Source organism: Pseudomonas sp. BAV 4579, from assembly GCF_009765395.1.
GTDB classification, from domain to species: Bacteria; Pseudomonadota; Gammaproteobacteria; order Pseudomonadales; family Pseudomonadaceae; genus Chryseomonas; species Chryseomonas aestiva.
Genome location: NZ_WHOV01000011.1, coordinates 29,596 through 46,500 on the forward strand (window position 1 = coordinate 29,596; position 16,905 = coordinate 46,500).

Annotated in this window: 23 protein-coding genes; 1 reads left to right on the plus strand and 22 read right to left on the minus strand. The window is 66.3% G+C overall.

Features of this window, described 5'->3' with window-relative positions; genetic code table 11:
* Positions 1-14 precede the first annotated feature (14 nt).
* The 13 genes from GSQ95_RS04130 to trmJ form a co-directional block, all read right to left on the minus strand.
* Positions 15-992: a helix-turn-helix domain-containing protein gene (locus tag GSQ95_RS04130; RefSeq protein ID WP_133862763.1), complete on the minus strand. Its 978-nt coding sequence runs from the start codon at positions 990-992 to the stop codon at positions 15-17.
* On the minus strand, positions 989-1,759 hold the full coding sequence (gene pilW / locus GSQ95_RS04135; RefSeq protein WP_133862764.1) for a type IV pilus biogenesis/stability protein PilW: 771 nt from the start codon (positions 1,757-1,759) through the stop codon (positions 989-991). Before pilW ends, GSQ95_RS04130 begins: the two co-directional genes overlap by 4 nt.
* A gap of 10 nt (positions 1,760-1,769) precedes the next feature.
* Complete coding sequence (gene rlmN, locus GSQ95_RS04140) at positions 1,770-2,909, minus strand: 23S rRNA (adenine(2503)-C(2))-methyltransferase RlmN (RefSeq protein WP_158892853.1); 1,140 nt, start codon at positions 2,907-2,909, stop codon at positions 1,770-1,772.
* Between the two features lie 93 nt (positions 2,910-3,002).
* On the minus strand, positions 3,003-3,434 hold the full coding sequence (ndk, locus tag GSQ95_RS04145; RefSeq protein WP_158892855.1) for a nucleoside-diphosphate kinase: 432 nt from the start codon (positions 3,432-3,434) through the stop codon (positions 3,003-3,005).
* A gap of 91 nt (positions 3,435-3,525) precedes the next feature.
* Positions 3,526-3,726, minus strand: a complete 201-nt coding sequence (gene iscX / locus GSQ95_RS04150) for a Fe-S cluster assembly protein IscX (protein ID WP_133862767.1) — start codon at positions 3,724-3,726, stop codon at positions 3,526-3,528.
* 11 nt (positions 3,727-3,737) lie between these two features.
* Positions 3,738-4,076 carry an ISC system 2Fe-2S type ferredoxin gene (fdx, locus tag GSQ95_RS04155; protein WP_133862768.1) on the minus strand — a complete coding sequence of 113 codons (339 nt, stop codon included), beginning with the start codon at positions 4,074-4,076 and terminating at the stop codon, positions 3,738-3,740.
* A 7-nt stretch (positions 4,077-4,083) separates the two neighbouring features.
* Positions 4,084-5,943, minus strand: a complete 1,860-nt coding sequence (gene hscA, locus GSQ95_RS04160; RefSeq protein ID WP_158892857.1) for a Fe-S protein assembly chaperone HscA — start codon at positions 5,941-5,943, stop codon at positions 4,084-4,086.
* 45 nt (positions 5,944-5,988) lie between these two features.
* Positions 5,989-6,510 carry a co-chaperone HscB gene (gene hscB, locus GSQ95_RS04165; RefSeq protein WP_158892859.1) on the minus strand — a complete coding sequence of 174 codons (522 nt, stop codon included), beginning with the start codon at positions 6,508-6,510 and terminating at the stop codon, positions 5,989-5,991.
* Positions 6,511-6,518: 8 nt separating this feature from the next.
* Positions 6,519-6,842 (minus strand): iron-sulfur cluster assembly protein IscA, encoded by a 324-nt coding sequence (gene iscA / locus GSQ95_RS04170; RefSeq protein ID WP_133862771.1) that lies wholly within the window; start codon positions 6,840-6,842, stop codon positions 6,519-6,521.
* A 9-nt stretch (positions 6,843-6,851) separates the two neighbouring features.
* A complete protein-coding gene (gene iscU, locus GSQ95_RS04175) occupies positions 6,852-7,238 on the minus strand; it encodes a Fe-S cluster assembly scaffold IscU (RefSeq protein WP_007162419.1) in 387 nt (128 codons plus the stop codon).
* A 27-nt stretch (positions 7,239-7,265) separates the two neighbouring features.
* A complete protein-coding gene (locus GSQ95_RS04180) occupies positions 7,266-8,480 on the minus strand; it encodes an IscS subfamily cysteine desulfurase (protein WP_158892861.1) in 1,215 nt (404 codons plus the stop codon).
* 31 nt (positions 8,481-8,511) lie between these two features.
* Complete coding sequence (iscR, locus tag GSQ95_RS04185) at positions 8,512-9,009, minus strand: Fe-S cluster assembly transcriptional regulator IscR (RefSeq protein WP_158892863.1); 498 nt, start codon at positions 9,007-9,009, stop codon at positions 8,512-8,514.
* Positions 9,010-9,093: 84 nt separating this feature from the next.
* Complete coding sequence (gene trmJ / locus GSQ95_RS04190) at positions 9,094-9,882, minus strand: tRNA (cytosine(32)/uridine(32)-2'-O)-methyltransferase TrmJ (RefSeq protein ID WP_158892865.1); 789 nt, start codon at positions 9,880-9,882, stop codon at positions 9,094-9,096.
* Positions 9,883-10,022: 140 nt separating this feature from the next.
* On the opposite strand from trmJ, the gene suhB reads away from it, so the two are divergent.
* Positions 10,023-10,838 (plus strand): inositol-phosphate phosphatase, encoded by an 816-nt coding sequence (gene suhB, locus GSQ95_RS04195; RefSeq protein WP_133862774.1) that lies wholly within the window; start codon positions 10,023-10,025, stop codon positions 10,836-10,838.
* Positions 10,839-10,931: 93 nt separating this feature from the next.
* Here the strand turns inward: suhB and GSQ95_RS04200 are convergent, their stop codons facing one another.
* The 9 genes from GSQ95_RS04200 to GSQ95_RS04240 all read right to left on the minus strand — a co-directional run bounded on the left by GSQ95_RS04200 (position 10,932) and on the right by GSQ95_RS04240 (position 16,897).
* The gene (locus GSQ95_RS04200) at positions 10,932-11,336 is read right to left on the minus strand and encodes a ClpXP protease specificity-enhancing factor (protein WP_158892868.1); all 405 of its coding nucleotides are present in this window, start codon (positions 11,334-11,336) and stop codon (positions 10,932-10,934) included.
* Positions 11,337-11,347: 11 nt separating this feature from the next.
* Complete coding sequence (locus tag GSQ95_RS04205) at positions 11,348-11,962, minus strand: glutathione S-transferase N-terminal domain-containing protein (protein WP_158892870.1); 615 nt, start codon at positions 11,960-11,962, stop codon at positions 11,348-11,350.
* Positions 11,963-12,034: 72 nt separating this feature from the next.
* Positions 12,035-12,703 (minus strand): cytochrome c1, encoded by a 669-nt coding sequence (locus GSQ95_RS04210; protein ID WP_158892872.1) that lies wholly within the window; start codon positions 12,701-12,703, stop codon positions 12,035-12,037.
* Entirely contained in the window at positions 12,700-13,893 is a 1,194-nt protein-coding gene (locus GSQ95_RS04215; RefSeq protein WP_256664473.1) for a cytochrome bc complex cytochrome b subunit, read from the minus strand. Before GSQ95_RS04215 ends, GSQ95_RS04210 begins: the two co-directional genes overlap by 4 nt.
* Entirely contained in the window at positions 13,890-14,468 is a 579-nt protein-coding gene (gene petA / locus GSQ95_RS04220; protein ID WP_158892874.1) for a ubiquinol-cytochrome c reductase iron-sulfur subunit, read from the minus strand. Before petA ends, GSQ95_RS04215 begins: the two co-directional genes overlap by 4 nt.
* The gene (gene murB / locus GSQ95_RS04225; RefSeq protein ID WP_158892876.1) at positions 14,465-15,487 is read right to left on the minus strand and encodes a UDP-N-acetylmuramate dehydrogenase; all 1,023 of its coding nucleotides are present in this window, start codon (positions 15,485-15,487) and stop codon (positions 14,465-14,467) included. Before murB ends, petA begins: the two co-directional genes overlap by 4 nt.
* A complete protein-coding gene (locus tag GSQ95_RS04230; protein WP_178118420.1) occupies positions 15,477-15,944 on the minus strand; it encodes a low molecular weight protein-tyrosine-phosphatase in 468 nt (155 codons plus the stop codon). Before GSQ95_RS04230 ends, murB begins: the two co-directional genes overlap by 11 nt.
* A gap of 6 nt (positions 15,945-15,950) precedes the next feature.
* Positions 15,951-16,715: a 3-deoxy-manno-octulosonate cytidylyltransferase gene (gene kdsB, locus GSQ95_RS04235; RefSeq protein WP_158892880.1), complete on the minus strand. Its 765-nt coding sequence runs from the start codon at positions 16,713-16,715 to the stop codon at positions 15,951-15,953.
* The gene (locus GSQ95_RS04240; protein ID WP_007162406.1) at positions 16,712-16,897 is read right to left on the minus strand and encodes a Trm112 family protein; all 186 of its coding nucleotides are present in this window, start codon (positions 16,895-16,897) and stop codon (positions 16,712-16,714) included. Before GSQ95_RS04240 ends, kdsB begins: the two co-directional genes overlap by 4 nt.
* Between the last annotated feature and the right edge of the window lie 8 nt (positions 16,898-16,905).

Here is a 16,905-nt window from a genome sequence, read left to right on the forward strand (position 1 = left end):
GGGGTCGCCGGACGTCATTGTCCGGCCTGACCGAGTTTGATGCGGGCGGTCTCGCCCTTGGTGTAGGGCGCGAGGTCGACGACCTGGCCGTTGTAGGAGATCTGGGCACCGCGGGCGAAACCGAGACGGATGTTCACCGGTGCCTTGATCGAGGCGTAATCCAGGCTCTCGCCGCCCTTCTTCACGCCACTGAAGAGGATCTTGCCGGTACCGTCGCTGACCTGCGTCCAGCAACTGGCGGTGAACCGGATGTTCAGGCTGTCGCTGCCGGCGACGGGCGCCGCGGCAGGCGCGCTGGCCGGCGCGGCAGGGGCCGCAGCGGTGGGCGCAGTGGGAGCGGGCGTGGTCGAACCTGTGACCGGGGCCGGAGTGGGCGCGGCGGTAGGTGCGGTCATGGCGGCGACGGCGTTGGCATCCGGCATCGGCGTGCCCACCGGAGAAGGCACGGTGGTCGCCGGCTGTTGGGCGGCGACCGGAGGCTGTTCTTCCGGCTCGTCGATGGGATGGATCTCGGTCTTGCCGTCGGCGCCCTCGACCTCGACATGCTCCATGCTCACGGCACTGGCGCTGGAGGCCTGGCGACTGCGCTCCTGCCACCAGAACAGGCCCATGGCGATGATCAGCACCACCAGGATGAAACTGACGAATCTGAGGACATTGCGCGACAGCCGCACCGGCTCGTCGAGACGCCCCAGGCTGTGCACGGTGCTGCCCTTGGCATCGGTGCCGGTATAGCCGTCGAAGGTACGCACCAGCTCGATCTGGTCCAGGCCGAGCAGCTTGCCATAGGCCTTGGTGTAGCCGCGGGCAAAGGTGTGCCCCGGCATCTGCTGATAGTTGCCGGACTCGAGCTGCTCGATGATGCGCTCGCTGAGATTGAGATTCTGAGCGACCTGGGCCTGGCTCCAGCCAAGCTCCAGCCGCTTCTGACGCAAGATCTCACCGGGATTGCCCCGTCCGGCGTGTACCGCTTCGGATTGCACTGCGGTCATTTCTGCTCCGACTGAAGTTGACGATATTCAGGTGAGTTCGGGTAGAGGCGCTTCAGCTGCAGGGCGTAACTCGCGGCGGTGTTGCGATCATTGAACACCTCGGCAAGACGGATCCCGAGCAGCAGGCTGCGGGCATCCTGGGGGCTTAGCTGGCTGAAGGCCTGGTAATAGCTCCGGGACGGCACGTAATCGCGCGTCTGGTAGGCCAATTGAGCCAATTCGAACAGGGCCCTGGGCTGATTGCGATCCAGCCGCAGGGATTTTTCCAGATTTTCCTTGCCCAAGTCGACCTGATTGAGTCGCAGGGCGGTCAGGCCGAGATTCTCGAACACCCGGGCGCGCTCCGGATAGAGGCTGTCCTCGGCGGCCTGGGTAAAGCGTTCGTAGGCATCCTTGTAGCGCCCCTGCTCATAGAGGAAGCTGCCGTAGTTGTTGAGGATGCGGGCGTCGTGGGGCCGCTCGCGCAGGGCCAGGCGGTATTCCTGATCGGCCAGGTCGGTTTCGCCCTGGGCCTGGAACACCAGCCCGAGCGCGGCATGGGCGTCGGCGCTGGACGAATCCAGCTCCAGGGCCTTCTTCAGCGGCACCTTGGCCTGTTCGGTATTGCCCTGCTGGACATAGCCGAGGCCGAGCTGGATATAGGCATCACGGGCCTGCATCCGTCCCTGGCGGGTATCCATGGGGTTGCGATCACCCTCGGTCACGCAGCCGGCGAGGCCACCGACCAGCAGGGCGAGCGCGACAGCCGCAAAGCGCGTGATCGCCATGGTCGCGCCCTCAGCCCTGGAGCGGCGTTACGGTTTCGGCACCGTCGAGCTGGCGAACGGCGATATAGCGCTGGCTGCGGCGGGTGCGGTCCATGACCTGCCCCACCAGCTGGCCGCAGGCGGCATCGATGTCGTCACCGCGGGTGGTGCGCACCGTGACGTTGAAACCGGCCTGCATCAGCAGCTCCTGGAACCGGCGGGTGGCGTTCTTGCTCGGCCGCTCGTACCCGGAGTGCGGGAAGGGATTGAAAGGAATCAGGTTGATCTTGCAGGGCACGTTGCGCAGCAGCTCGATCATCTGCAGCGCGTGCTCGGGCAGGTCGTTGACGTCCTTGAGCAGGGTGTACTCGATGGTCAGGACGCGCTTCTCGCCCAGTTGCCGGATGTATCTCTGGCAGGCGTCGAGCAGCATGGCCAGCGGATACTTGCGGTTGATCGGCACCAGCTCGTTGCGCAACTCGTCGTTGGGCGCATGCAGCGACAGCGCCAGGGAGACGTCGATGTGCTTGGCCAGCTCTTCGATCATCGGCACCACACCCGAGGTCGACAGGGTGACCTTGCGCTTGGAGATGCCGTAGCCGAGGTCGTCCATCATGATGCGCATGGCGGCGACCACGTTGTCGAAGTTCAGCAGCGGCTCGCCCATGCCCATCATCACCACGTTGGTGATGGCGCGGTCGATCTTGGCCGGTACGCTGCCAAAGGACTTGTTGGCGATCCACACCTGACCGATCACCTCGGCGGCGGTGAGGTTGCTGTTGAAGCCCTGCTTGCCGGTGGAGCAGAAGCTGCAGTCCAGCGCGCAACCGGCCTGGGACGACACGCACAGGGTACCGCGGCCATTCTGCGGGATGTAGACGGTCTCGACGCAGCTGCCGGAGGCGACGCGGATCACCCACTTGCGGGTGCCGTCGCGGGAGATGTCCTCGCTGACGATCTCGGGGCCACGGATTTCCGCGGCGGCCTTGAGCTTTTCCTTGAGCGCCTTGCCCAGGTTGCTCATGGCGTCGAAATCGTCGATGCCGAAGTGATGGATCCACTTCATGACCTGGCCGGCGCGAAAGCGCTTCTCCCCGATGGACTCGAAGAACGACTCGAGTTGCGGCTGGGTCAGGCCCAGCAGATTGACCTTATCGGTGGCTGTGGTCATGGGATCACCTCGACGAAATCTGTTTGAAACCCGCGCAGGGCGCGGGCGGTGCCAGGAAGGCGGGCTGGCCGCTTCCCTGGCCGGCGCTCATCCTTAGCGGACGCGCTCGCAGACTTCGGTGGCTGCGAAGAAGTAGGAGATCTCGCGAGCGGCGGACGCTTCGGAATCCGAACCGTGGACGGCGTTCTCGTCGATGGAGACGGCGAAGTCGGCGCGGATGGTACCGGCGTCGGCCTTCTTGGGATCGGTGGCGCCCATCAGCTCACGGTTCTTGGCGATAGCGTTGTCGCCTTCCAGCACCTGGACCACGACCGGACCGGAGGTCATGAAGGAGACCAGATCCTTGAAGAAGGGACGCTCTTTGTGTTCGGCGTAGAAGCCACCGGCTTCGCGCTCGGACAGCTGGACCATCTTGGCAGCGACGACGCGCAGGCCAGCCTTCTCGAAGCGGGTGACGATCTCACCGACGACATTCTTGGATACGGCATCGGGCTTGATGATCGACAGGGTACGTTGAACAGACATGTGAACTCCGAATGTGGGAATAGAGCAAAAACGAAACCCGCGGATTATACGCGGGTCCCGGTGAAAAGCGTAGCGCGGTACGGGCGATGCGTCAGGCGGACTCTTCGATCCAGGCGGCCTGGATGGCCTCCAGCACCTTCTCGCCACCCCGCTGGGGATCGTCGTCGAACTCCGGCAGCTCCACGACCCAGTTGCGCAACTTGACGAAATTCACGTAGCGCGGATCCACGTCGGGATGGGTGTCGTTGAGTTCGATGGCGATATCCAGCACATCGGTCCATTTCAGTGCCATGACAGCTGTCCTCAGTGACCTTCGGAAACCTGATTGATGGTGTAGCGCGGAATCTCCACCACCAGGTCTTCGCTGCCTACTACCGCCTGGCAGGACAGGCGCGAACGCATCTCCAGCCCCCAGGCCTTGTCCAGCATGTCGTCTTCGAGCTCATCGGAGGGCGCGAGGGAATCGAAGCCTTCCTGGACGACCACGTGACAGGTGGTGCAAGCACAGGACATCTCGCAGGCGTGCTCGATGTCGATGCCGTTGCGCATGGCCGCGGCGATGATGGTTTCGCCTTCGCTGGCTTCGAAGACCGCGCCCTCCGGGCAGTGCTCGGCGTGGGGCAGCAGGGTGATCTGCGGCATGATGGAACTACTCCTCGATATCGTTGAGACGACGACCCGCCAGGGCCGCCTTGACCGAGGCGTTCATCCGCCGGGCGGCGAAGGCATCGGTTACGTGAGAAAGACGCTTGGTCTGGTCTTCGAGCGCCTGGAGGTCGGTGGCGTCCAGCAGCTCGGCCAGCCGGCCGATTTCCAGCTCGATCACCTGACGCTCCTCGGCGTCCAGCAGACGCTCGCCGTCGGCGGCCAGGGCGGCGGTGACCGCCTCGATCAGCCGCCGGGCCTCGACCTGCTGCTCGCGCAGCGCGCGGGCCTGCATGTCGTCACCGGCATGACGGAAGGAGTCCTGCAGCATGTTGGCGATCTCGCCGTCGGTCAGGCCGTAGGACGGCTTGACCTGGACGCTGGCTTCCACGCCGCTGGACAGCTCGCGGGCGCTGACGCCGAGCAGCCCATCGGCATCGACCTGGAAGGTGACGCGGATCTTGGCGGCACCGGCGACCATGGGCGGGAAACCGCGCAATTCGAAACGGGCCAGGGAGCGGGCGTCCTTGACCAGTTCGCGCTCGCCCTGCAGCACATGCACCAGCATGGCGGTCTGGCCGTCGCGATAGGTGGTGAAGTCCTGGCCCCGCGCCACCGGAATGGTGGTGTTGCGCGGAATGATCTTCTCCATCAGGCCGCCCATGGTCTCGAGTCCCAGGGACAGCGGGATGACGTCCAGCAGCAGCAATTCTTCGCCAGCGCGGTTGCCGGCCAGGGAATCGGCCTGCAGGGCGGCACCGATGGCGACCACGCGATCCGGATCGATGTCGGTGAGCGGGGTGCAGTCGAACAGCTCGCCCACGGCTTCACGGACATAGGGCACGCGGGTGGAACCGCCGACCATGACCACGGCGGCGATGTCCGCCGGCTCCACTTCCGCATCGCGCAGGGCGCGGCGGCAGGCCTTGAGGCTGCGCGCGACCAGCGGCGCGATGAGTTCCTGGAAGGTGCTGCGTTCCAGCACGCCCGACCAGTCGCCATGACCGACCTCGACGCGCTCGGCAGCGGACAGGGCTTCCTTGGCGGCGCAGGCGCTCTGCAGCAGGCGCCGCTGGGTGCCCGGGTCCAGATCGCTGGACAGCCCGGCCTGCTGGATGATCCAGCCGGCAATGGCGTGATCGAAGTCGTCGCCACCCAGGGCGCTGTCGCCACCGGTGGCCATGACCTCGAAGACGCCGCGGGTCAGGCGCAGGATGGAGATGTCGAAGGTACCGCCGCCCAGGTCATAGATGGCGACCACGCCCTCCTCGCCCCGGTCCAGGCCATAGGCCACGGCGGCCGCGGTAGGCTCGTTGAGCAGGCGCAGCACGTTCAGGCCGGCGAAGCGGGAGGCGTCCTTGGTGGCCTGGCGCTGGGCATCGTCGAAATACGCCGGCACGGTGATGACCGCACCGACCAGTTCACCACCCAGGGTCGCCTCGGCCCGCTCGCGCAGCACCCGCAGGATGTCGGCGGAGACCTCCACCGGACTCTTGCGTCCGGCCGCGGTATCGATGAAGGGCATTTCCGATTCACCGGCGACGAAGCGATAGGGCAACTGCTCGCCCAGCTGCTTGACGTCGGCGATGCCACGCCCCATGAGGCGCTTGACGGAAAGAATGGTATTGAAGGGATCCTGGGCGGCGGCGGCCTTGGCGCCCGCCCCTACTTCCACACCGTCGGCGGCATAACGTACCGCGGAGGGCAGGATCACCTCGCCCTGCAGATCGGGCAGGGTCTCGGCCACGCCACTGCGGACGGCGGCCACGAGGGAATTGGTGGTGCCCAGATCGATACCCACCGCCAGCTTGCGCTGGTGCGGCTTGGGCGCCATTCCGGGTTCGGCTATCTGCAATAGAGCCATTGGCTAGTCGGCTTATGGTTGTCGGTGCCTAAGCGACACCTGTGATTAATCGTCCAGACGCTCTTCGAGCTGGCGGATTTCGCTGGCCAGCTTGTCGAGAAACTGCATGCGACGGACCAGGCGCTCGGCAGGCTCGCGCTGGGCGGGGTCCTGCCAGATCGCGGCGAAGGCCTGCTCGATGTCGCGCTGCGCATCCTTGAGCCGCTGGCGAAAGGCGGGGATACCCGCGCTGTCGCCCGCGTCCTGCAGGTCCTCCAGTTCCTCGCGCCACTGCAATTGCTGCATGAGGAAATCGGTGTCCTGGATGGTCGCTTCGAGCGGCATCTCGTGCCCTTCGAGCTCCAGCAGATAGCGCGCGCGGCGCGACGGGGCGCGCAGCACGTGATAGGCCTCGTTGAGCTCGGCCGAGCGCTCCAGCGCCTGGCGACGCTCGCGCTCCGGCGCATCGGCGAACCGATCCGGATGGATCGTGCGCGCCAGATCGCGGTAACGCGAGGCCAGACCCGCCTGATCGATCTCGAAGGCAGGCCTGATCTCGAACAGCGCGAAGTGACAGGGCTTACCCATGGCCGGCCTCAGATGTTGAAGCTTTCGCCGCAGCCACACTCGCCACGCACGTTGGGATTGTTGAACTTGAAGCCCTCGTTGAGGCCTTCACGCACGAAATCCAGCTCGGTGCCGTCCAGGTAGACCAGGCTCTTGGGGTCGATGATGACCTTGACGCCATGGCTCTCGAACACCTGGTCCTCGTGCGCGAATTCATCAACGAACTCGAGCACGTAGGCCAGTCCCGAGCAACCCGTGGTACGAACGCCCAGGCGGATGCCCTCTCCCTTGCCGCGTCCCTCGAGGGAACGCTGCACGTGACGGGCGGCGGACTCGGTCATGCTGATCGCCATGGTTCCTCCTTAGAGCAGGCCTTTCTTCTGCTTGTAGTCGCTGACCGCCGCCTTGATGGCGTCTTCGGCGAGTACCGAGCAGTGGATCTTCACCGGCGGCAGAGCCAGTTCTTCGGCGATCATGCTGTTCTTGATCGACGCGGCTTCCTCGATGCTCTTGCCCTTCATCCACTCGGTGGCCAGGGAGCTGGAGGCGATGGCGGAGCCACAGCCGTAGGTCTTGAACTTGGCATCTTCGATGATGCCCTGCTCGTTGACCTTGATCTGCAGGCGCATCACGTCGCCGCACGCGGGAGCGCCGACCATGCCGGTGCCGACATCGGGATCGGCCGCGTCGAACTTGCCGACGTTGCGCGGATTTTCGTAGTGGTCGATGACCTTTTCACTGTATGCCATGGTTCAATCCTCGCTTATCAGGGTGGGTCAGTGGGCTTGCCACTCGACCTGACTCAGGTCTACGCCTTCTTTGAACATGTCCCACAGCGGAGACAATTCGCGCAACTTGTTGACGGCTTCGGTGACCTTGCTCGCGGCATAGTCAACGTCTTCTTCAGTGGTGAAACGACCGAAGGTGAAGCGAATGGAACTGTGCGCCAGTTCGTCGTTGCGGCCCAGGGCGCGCAGGACGTAGGACGGCTCCAGGGACGCCGAGGTACAGGCCGAACCGGACGAGACCGCCAGGTCCTTGAGCGCCATGATCAGCGACTCGCCTTCGACGTAGTTGAAGCTCAGGTTCAGGTTGTGCGGCACCCGATGGAGCAGGCTGCCGTTCAGGTAGACCTCTTCCAGACCTTCGAACTGCCGGTAGAAGCGATCGCTCAGGGCCTTGATGCGGACATTTTCCTGGACCATCTCTTCCTTGGCGATGCGGAAGGCCTCGCCCATGCCGACGATCTGGTGGGTCGCCAGGGTGCCCGAACGCATGCCACGCTCATGGCCACCGCCGTGGGTCTGGGCCTCGATACGCACGCGCGGCTTGCGGCGGACGTAGAGGGCGCCAATGCCCTTGGGACCATAGGTCTTGTGCGCCGAGAAGGACATCATGTCGACCTTGAGCTTTTCCAGATCGATCTCGACCTTGCCGGTGGACTGGGCGGCATCGACGTGGAAGAGCACGCCGCGGGAGCGGGTCAGCTCGCCGATGGCGGCGATGTCGTTGACGGTACCGATCTCGTTGTTGACGTGCATGATGGACACCAGGGTGGTGTCGTCACGCAGGGCCGCCTCGACCATATCGGGGGTGATCAGGCCGTCTTCGCCCGGCTCGAGATAGGTGACCTCGAAGCCTTCGCGCTCGAGCTGGCGGGTGGTGTCCAACACCGCCTTGTGCTCGATCTTGGAGGTGATCAGGTGCTTGCCCTTGTTCTGGTAGAAGTGCACGGCACCCTTGATGGCGAGGTTGTCGGACTCGGTGGCACCGGAGGTCCAGACGATCTCGCGCGGGTCGGCGTTGACCAGTTCGGCCACCTGGCGACGGGCGTTTTCCACGGCTTCCTCGGCCTTCCAGCCGAACAGGTGGGAGCGCGATGCGGGGTTGCCAAAGTTGCCGTCCACCAGCAGGCACTCGCTCATCTTCTGAGCGACGCGCGGATCGACGGGCGTGGTGGCGGAATAGTCTAGGTAGATCGGCAATTTCATCGGTTACTCCTAATCAGACGGGCGTCTCTGCTCAGTCGATGGTGGACGCTTCGATTTTTTCGACCGCTAAGGGCGATTGCTTGCTGGCACAGGCCTTGGTGTCCTGACGCTTGGCCACCTGCTGGATCTCGTTGCGGGCGACCAGATCGGCCAGGGTGATGCCACTCAAAAAGGTGTGGATCTGATCGCTCAGGTCGCACCAGAGGTGGTGGGTCAGGCAGGTGTCACCCTGGTGACAGCCCCCACTGCCCTGGCAGCGGGTGGCATCCACGGATTCGTTGACGGCGTCGATCACCTGGGCCACATGGATACCGCCCATGTCGCGCGCCAGCTGATAGCCGCCGCCGGGACCGCGTACGCTGTTGACCAGGGCACCACGGCGCAGCCGGGCAAACAGCTGCTCCAGATAGGACAGCGAAATGCCCTGCCGCTCGGAAATGTCGGCCAGCGACACCGGGCCCCGCTGGGCGTGCAGCGCCAGGTCGAGCATGGCGGTTACGGCATAGCGGCCTTTGGTGGTCAGTCTCATGACGAACTCGAGCGGGTTGCATCGGATGACCTCGATTATCGGATTCCCGACAAAAAAGGTCAACTATAAAACCAACCAAATCACTCAGGCATTATCTATCGGCGGGATAGTCCGCGGGTGGGATTCACCGCGGGCGGCCTTCTGGGTTTCTGTCAGGATGCCACGCAGGATATTCATCTCCAGCTTGCTGATGCCGGCCCGGCCATAGAGGCGCCGCAAGCGACTCATCAGGTGGCGCGGCTTGGCCGGATCGAGGAAGCCGATCTCCACCAGGGTCTGCTCCAGGTGCTCGTAATAGAGCTCCAGCTCTTCCACCGTCACCGGCTGGGTGTTGAGCATGGCGGTGGCCTCGACCTTGTTCATCTTGGTCGGCTGGTTCTGCGCCGCCAGCCAGGCCATGCGCACCTCGTACACCAGCACCTGGACCGCCGCGGCGAGGTTGAGCGAGCCGAACGCCGGATCCGAGGGGATGTGCACGTGGTAGTGGCAGCGCTGCAACTCTTCGTTGGTCAGGCCGGCATACTCGCGCCCGAATACCAGGGCCACCTCGCCGCCCTGCTCCACCTGGGCCAGGGAGGTGGTCGCGCATTCCCGCGGATCGAGCAGCGGCCAGGGGATGCGGCGATCGCGGGCACTGGTGCCCAGCACCAGGCTGCAGCCGGTCAGGGCTGCTTCCAGGGTGTCGACCACAATGGCGGCGTCGAGCACGTCATTGGCCCCGGAGGCGCGGGCATTGGCCTCGCCACTGGGAAAGTCCTCGGGGTCGACCAGATAGAGGCGCGACAGGCCCATGTTCTTCATTGCCCGGGCGGCACCGCCGATGTTGCCGGGATGGCTGGTATTGACCAGAACGACGCGGATGTTATTCAGCACGTGGCTATCCTCGAGCGGACGCGGGAAATCGGCGCCGTATAGTACGCCCACACGCGCCCGCTGGCCACGAATACCCCTTCCAGCGCCGCGAAGTCTGCTATCATTGCCGGCTTTCCTTATACAACCCAGGTGATTTATCCATGCAGCCCATGCTGAACATCGCACTGCGCGCGGCCCGCAGCGCCGGTGAACTGATTTTCCGTTCGATTGAGCGCCTGGACGTGATCGCCGTCGATGAAAAAGGCGCCAACGACTTCGTCTCCGAAGTCGACCGGGCCGCCGAGCAGACCATCCTCGCCACCCTGCGCAAGGCCTACCCCACCCATGGTTTCTACGGTGAGGAATCCGGCTACCTGGCGGGCGAAGGCGAAGGCGCCGACTACGTCTGGGTCGTCGACCCGCTGGATGGCACCACCAACTTCCTCCGTGGCGTCCCGCACTTCTCGGTCAGCATCGCCTGCAAGTACAAGGGCCGTCTGGAACACGCCGTAGTCCTGGATCCGGTGCGCCAGGAAGAATTCACCGCCAGCCGTGGCCGCGGCGCCGCCCTGAACGGCCGGCGCATCCGGGTCACCAACCGGCGCAGCCTGGAAGGCGCCCTGCTGGGTACCGGCTTCCCCTTCCGCGCCAATGACGTCGACCACCTGGACAACTACCTGGGCATGTTCCGCAGCCTGATCGGCCAGACCGCCGGCATCCGTCGCGCCGGTTCCGCCGCGCTGGACCTGGCCTATGTCGCCGCCGGTCGTTTCGACGCCTTCTGGGAAATGGGGCTGTCGGAGTGGGACATGGCCGCAGGCGCCCTACTGGTCCAGGAAGCCGGTGGCCTGATCGGTGACTTCAATGGCGGCCACGACTTCCTCGAGAAGGGCCACATCGTCGCCGGCAACCCCAAGTGCTTCCGTGGCCTGCTGACGCAGATCCAGCCGCACCTGCCGGCCTCGCTCAAGCGCTGAGTTCACCTGGCTTACGAAAAAGCCCCTGCCGGCAGCGCCGACAGGGGTTTTTCTTGCCTGCCGCAGCGAGACTCCGCGGCAGGCCGTCAGGACTCACTTGACCACTTTCAGACTCGGCCGCGCCGGTGCCGGCTTGGGCGCCTCGGGCTTGCTGCCGCCGTTGTCGGGACCCTGGTCATCCGGCGGGCTGGGCTCGCTGTCGAAGACCATGCCCTGGCCATTCTCGCGGGCATAGATGGCCAGGATGGCGCCGATCGGGACATAAAGGTTGTAGGCCACGCCGCCGAAGCGACCGTTGAAGCTGACGGCTTCGTTGTCCATGTGCAGGTCACGCACGGCACTGGGCGAGGCGTTCAGCACGATCTGGCCGTCGTTGGCATAGCCCGGCGGCACGCGCACCTCGGCGTAGTCGGCATTGACCAGCAGATGGGGCGTGCAGTCGTTGTCCACGATCCACTCGTAGAGCGCGCGGACCAGGTAGGGGCGACTGGAATTCATGGGGTTCTCCTCTAGCGCATCTCACGCTCGGTGACCGAAAGACTGGATCGGAAACTGTCGCGCGCGAACATGCGATCCATGTAGTCCTGCAACGGCTTGGCGGCCCGGGGCAATTCGATGCCCAGGCGCGGCAGTCGCCACAGGAGGGGGAGCAGGCAACAGTCCACCAGGGAAAAGTCGTCGCTCAGGAAAAAGGGTTTTTCCGCGAAGATCGGCGCCACGCCGGTCAGGCTCTCGCGCAATTCCTTGCGCGCGGCTGCGAGGTCGGCGCCCGGCGCCGCCTGCAGGATGGCGTCCACCAGGGTGCACCAGTCGCGCCCGATGCGGTGCATCAGCAGCCGCGACTGACCGCGGGTGACCGGATAGGCCGGCAACAGCGGCGGGTGCGGATAGCGTTCCTCGAGATACTCCATGAGCACCTCGGTGCCATAGAGCACCAGGTCGCGGTCCATCAGCGTCGGCACGGTGCCATAGGGATTGTGCTCGGCCAGCTGCCGCGGGCATTCGCCACGGCGTACGGCGATCAGCTCGCACTCGACGTTCTTTTCCGCCAGGATCAGGCGGATCCGGTGGCTGTAGTGATCCTCGGGATCATGGAAACAGGTCAGGCGGGTTATGGCGCCCATGGGTCCCTCCCCCGTTGGGGGCGAAGCTGCAAAGGCGGGATTATCTCGCACCTTGCCGCCTGCAACCTAGTCTCATCGTTCACTGTCGGGCAATCGCCGCCAGAATTCGCGTTTGAGCCAGAAGGCCAGGATGGCGAACAGCAGCAGATAGCCCAGCACCCAGGGCGCGAGGCGCCAGGCCAGACTGCGTTCCGGCGCCGCCGAATAGCCGAGGTAGGCGACCAGATCCTCGACGGTGCGGGCGAATTGTTCGGGCGTCTGGGCGCCGCTGCCGGGTTCCAGACGCAGCACGCAGCGCTCTTCGCTGCAGTCGCGCACCTGGCGGCCGCGCAGGGCGGCCAGAACGTCGGGCATGCGGGTGCCGGGCGACCTGAGGTTGTCGACCCCGAGTGGCCGCCCGGGCGCCACGTAGAATTCCTGCAGGAAGGCACGCAGCCAGGCCTCGCCGCGCACCGCGGCGATCAGGGTGAGATCCGGCGGCACGCTGCCGAAGGCACGCCGGGCGTCCTCGGGCTTGAGCAGCCCGAGCATAGGCGCGCTAGCGGTGCGTCCGGGTGCCCAACTGGCGAGGTCCAGGTGCAGATCGGCGGCGACCCGGTCGAAGCGCTGGTACTCCTGGCCATGACAGGCCAGGCAATAGCGGCCGAAGCTGATGGCCCCAGCCCGGGGATCACCGTCGGCACCGATGGCCAGACCGCTGCACAGCAGCAGCAGCAGGCCCAGCAGCAGCACGCGACTCATGACCGGGACTCCGCGGGGGCACGCGGACGACCCATGCGGCTGTACCAAGGCATGCCCAGCAGGCCGATGAAATAGACACCCGCGGCCAGGCGCGCCAGCCACAGGCGCCCATCGGTCAGCGCGACCACGCCCAGTATCCCCAGGGCGACAAAGGCCAGGCAGACTAGGTACAGCCCCAGCCGCGCCGGCCAGGCCTTGTGCCGGACCGAGCGGACCGCGCTGCGATCCAGCCAGGGCAGCACGAACAGCAGGGCGATGGCCAGAGCCGACAGGCCGAGACCGCCGGCCTTGCTTGGCACCGCCCGCAACAGCGCATAGAAGGGCGCCAGGTACCAGGGCGGGGCGATGTGCGCGGGGGTCACCAGCGGATCGGCCGGCTGCTGGTTGGCCGGTTCCAGCACCAGCCCGCCCAGATCTGGCGCCAGCAGTACCACGGCGAAAAACACCAGCAGGAAGACCGCCAGACCACAGAGGTCCTTGAGTGTCAGATAGGGGTGGAAAGGCACCCCAGCTGCACCTCGGACATCGCGCTCGTCACCCTCGGGGTTGTTCGAACCGGTCTGGCGCAGGGCGACGACGTGCAGGCTCACCAGCGTGAGGATCAACAGCGGCAGCCCGACCACATGCAGGGCCTGGAAGCGCCGCAGGCTGGCGTCGGACAGCACCACCCCGCCGCGCAGCAGATCGGCCAGGCTCGGGCCCACCAGGGGCAGCGCCTCGATCGCGCTCAGGGACACCTGGGCGCCCCAGTAGGAGAGCTGGCCCCAGGGCAGCAGATAGCCAAAGAAGGCCTGGGCCAGCAGCAGCACATAGAGCAGCACGCCAAAGCTCCAGACCAGCTCCCGCGGCGCGCGATAGGAGCCATAGAGCAGGCCGCGCAGCATGTGCAGATAGAGGCAGACGAACAGCGCCGAGGCGCCCACCGCGTGCAGGTAGCGGATCAGCCAGCCGAAGGGCACCTCGCGCATGAACAGCTGGACCGAGGCGAAGGCGCCCTGCACGGTGGGCTCGTAGCCGAACAGCAGCCAGAGACCGGTCAGCACCTGCAGCGCCAGGATGAAGAGCAGCAGCGAGCCGAACAGGTAGAGGACGTTGAAATTGCGCGGCACCCGGTAGTCGCTGAGGTGCCGTAGCCAGAAGGCGCCCAGGGGCAGCCGTCGCTCCAGCCAGCCGGGCTCGTCGTTGCTCATGTCGCGCCCTCTCCGTCGCTGCCGATCACCAGCAGGGTGTCGCCGCGAAAATGATGGGGCGGCACGGCCAGATTCAGCGGTGCCGGCTGGTCGCGATAGACCCGCCCGGCGAGATCGAAGTGGGAGCCATGGCAGGGACAGAGATAGCCCCCGTCCCGGTCCGCCGCGCCTGGTGCCAAAGAGGGAATGCAGCCCAGGTGGGTGCAGATGGCGGTGGCGACGAAGATGTCCGGCCGCCGCGATCTCAGCCGCGGATCGACATAGGGTGGCTGGCTGGACTCCCGGGAGTCCGGGTCGGCCAGGCCCGCCTCGTCGGCCAGCAGGCGGGCCTGGTCCGCCGCGCTGCGGCGCAGGACGCAGACCGGCTGGCCGCGCCATTGCACCGTGAGTTGCTCGCCTTCGCGCAAGGCCTGGAGATCCACCTCGACCGGCGCCGCCGCCACCTCCGCCGACCGACTGGGCCGCAGGGCGCAGACGAAGGGCACGCTGCCCGCCACCAGGCCCAGACCGCCGACGGCGGAGGTGGTGGCGATCAGCAGGCGACGGCGTTGGGCATCGGGGGCGTCAGCGGTCACGTCAGGCTTCCCGGCTCCATCTCCAGCGTCACGCCGAAGCGCTCGCGCACCGAGGCGCGGATGCGCTCGGCCAGGGCCAGGACGTCGCGACTGCGGGCACCGCCGAAGTTGACCAGCACCAGCGCCTGGGCGGCATGCACCCCCACGGCGCCGTCGCGATGGCCGCGCCAGCCGGCCTGATCGATCAGCCAGCCGGCGGCCAGCTTGACGCCGCCATCGGCCTGGGGATAGGTCGGCAGGCCCGGATAGCGCTCATGCAGCGCTGCGGCTTCGGCGGCGGTCACCACCGGATTCTTGAAGAAGCTGCCGGCATTGCCCAGCACCGCCGGGTCGGGCAGCTTGCTCTGGCGAATGCTGCAGATGGCCGCGCTGACGGCTTCGGGCGTTGGCTGCGTGACGCCCGCCGCGGTGAGCGCCTGGCGCACCGGACCGTAGTCCAGCACCAGCTGCGGCTTGCGACTGAGCCGGAAGCGTACCCGCAGCACGATCCAGCGCCCGGCCTCGGCCTTGAAGCGACTCTCGCGATAGGCGAAGGCGCAATTGGCCGGGCCGAGGTCATGGAGCTCGCCGCTGTGGCGATCGAGCGCCGTGACCCCGGCGCATCTGTCCTTCACTTCGACGCCATAGGCGCCGATGTTCTGGATCGGCGAGGCGCCCACGGTGCCGGGGATCAGGCTGAGATTTTCCAGGCCGTACCAGCCGTTGGCCAGGGTGGCCATGACGAAGGGATGCCAGGGCTCGCCGGCTTCGGCTTCCACCAGCAGGGCATCGCCCTCCTCCGCCAGCAGGCGGATGCCGCGCGAGGTCAGCCGCAGCACCAGGCCCTCGACCCGCTCGGGCAGGACCAGGTTGCTGCCACCACCCAGCACCCGCAGGGGCACGCCCAGTTGCCGGGCCAGCGCCAGGGCCGCGCGGACCTCGGCGTCGCTGGCGGCCTCCAGGTAGCGATCGGCTTCTGCCACCAGGCCGAAGGTGTTGAGGCCTTGCAGGGGGACCCGCTGTTGCAGCTCAGCGACCATGACGGGCAGCCACCTCGGCGACCAGGCCATCGCAGGCGCTTTCCAGCAGGTCGAGGACCCGCTCGAAGCCGGCTGCGCCGCCGTAATAGGGATCCGGCACCTCGTCCACCGCCAGGCCCTGGCGCGCCAGGAAGAGTTCGGGCACGGCGCCCTCATCCGGGCGCAGCTGTTCCAGCCAGGCGAGGTTGTCCTGGTCCATGGCCAGGATCAGGTCGAATCGCTGGAAATCATCCTCGGCGACCTGACGCGCGCGCAGGTCGCCGATGGCATAGCCGCGACCGGCCGCGGCCTGGATGGCACGGGCATCCGGGGCCTTGCCGACATGCCAGTCGCCGGTGCCGGCCGAGTCCAGCTCCACCGCCTCGGTCAGGCCGGCGGCGTCCAGCTTGGCCCTGAGGATGCCTTCGGCGGTGGGTGAGCGGCAGATGTTGCCCATGCAGACGAACAGGATGCGCAGGGTCATCTAGGCTCCCAGCAGGCGTCTGACACGCTCGAGATCTTCCCGGGTATCCACGCCGGCCTGGGGCGCTTCCAGGGCATCGGCGACATGGATGCGCACGCCGTGCCAGAGGGCACGCAGTTGTTCCAGGGCTTCGGTCTCTTCCAGGGCGCAGGGACCCCAGCTGACGAAATCGGCGAGGAAGCCGGCGCGATAGGCGTAGATGCCGATGTGGCGGCGGTAGGGAAAGCCCTGGGGCAGCTGCGCGCGATCAGCGGCGAAGGCATTGCGCGCCCAGGGCAGCGGCGCCCGGCTGAAGGTCAGCGCCAGGCCGTTCCGGTCGGTGCTCACCTTGACCACATTGGGATTGAACAGGCTGTCGACGTCCGCGATCGGCTCGGCCAGGGTGGCCACGCCGGCTTCGGGATGGGCGGCGAGATTATTGGCCACCTGGTCGATCACCGCCGGTGGTATCAGCGGCTCGTCGCCCTGGACGTTGACCACCAGGGCGTCAGCGGCCAGGCCGAGCAGCTCGGCCACCTCGGCCAGGCGATCGGTGCCCGAGGCATGGTCGGCGCGGGTCAGCAGGACCCGGGCGCCAAAGCCTTCGCAGGCACGCCGGATGTCATCGTGGTCGGTCGCCACCACCACCTGCTCGGCGCCACTGCGCCGGGCCTGCTCCCAGACGTGCTGGATCATCGGCTTGCCGGCGATGTCGAGCAGCGGCTTGTTGGGCAGCCGGGTGCTGGCGAGCCGCGCCGGAATGACGACGGTGAAGGCGGTGGTCATTTATCCAGACGCTCGTCCGTGGTGATGATGCGCGCCTCGCTTTCCAGCATCACCGGGATGCCGTCGCGAATCGGGAAGGCCAGGCCGGCGGCCTTGCTGATGAGCTCGGTCTTGTCGTCGCTCAAGATCAGCGGGCTCTTGGTCAGGGGGCAGGCGAGGATGTCCAGCAGCTTGAGATCCATGGGCGAAG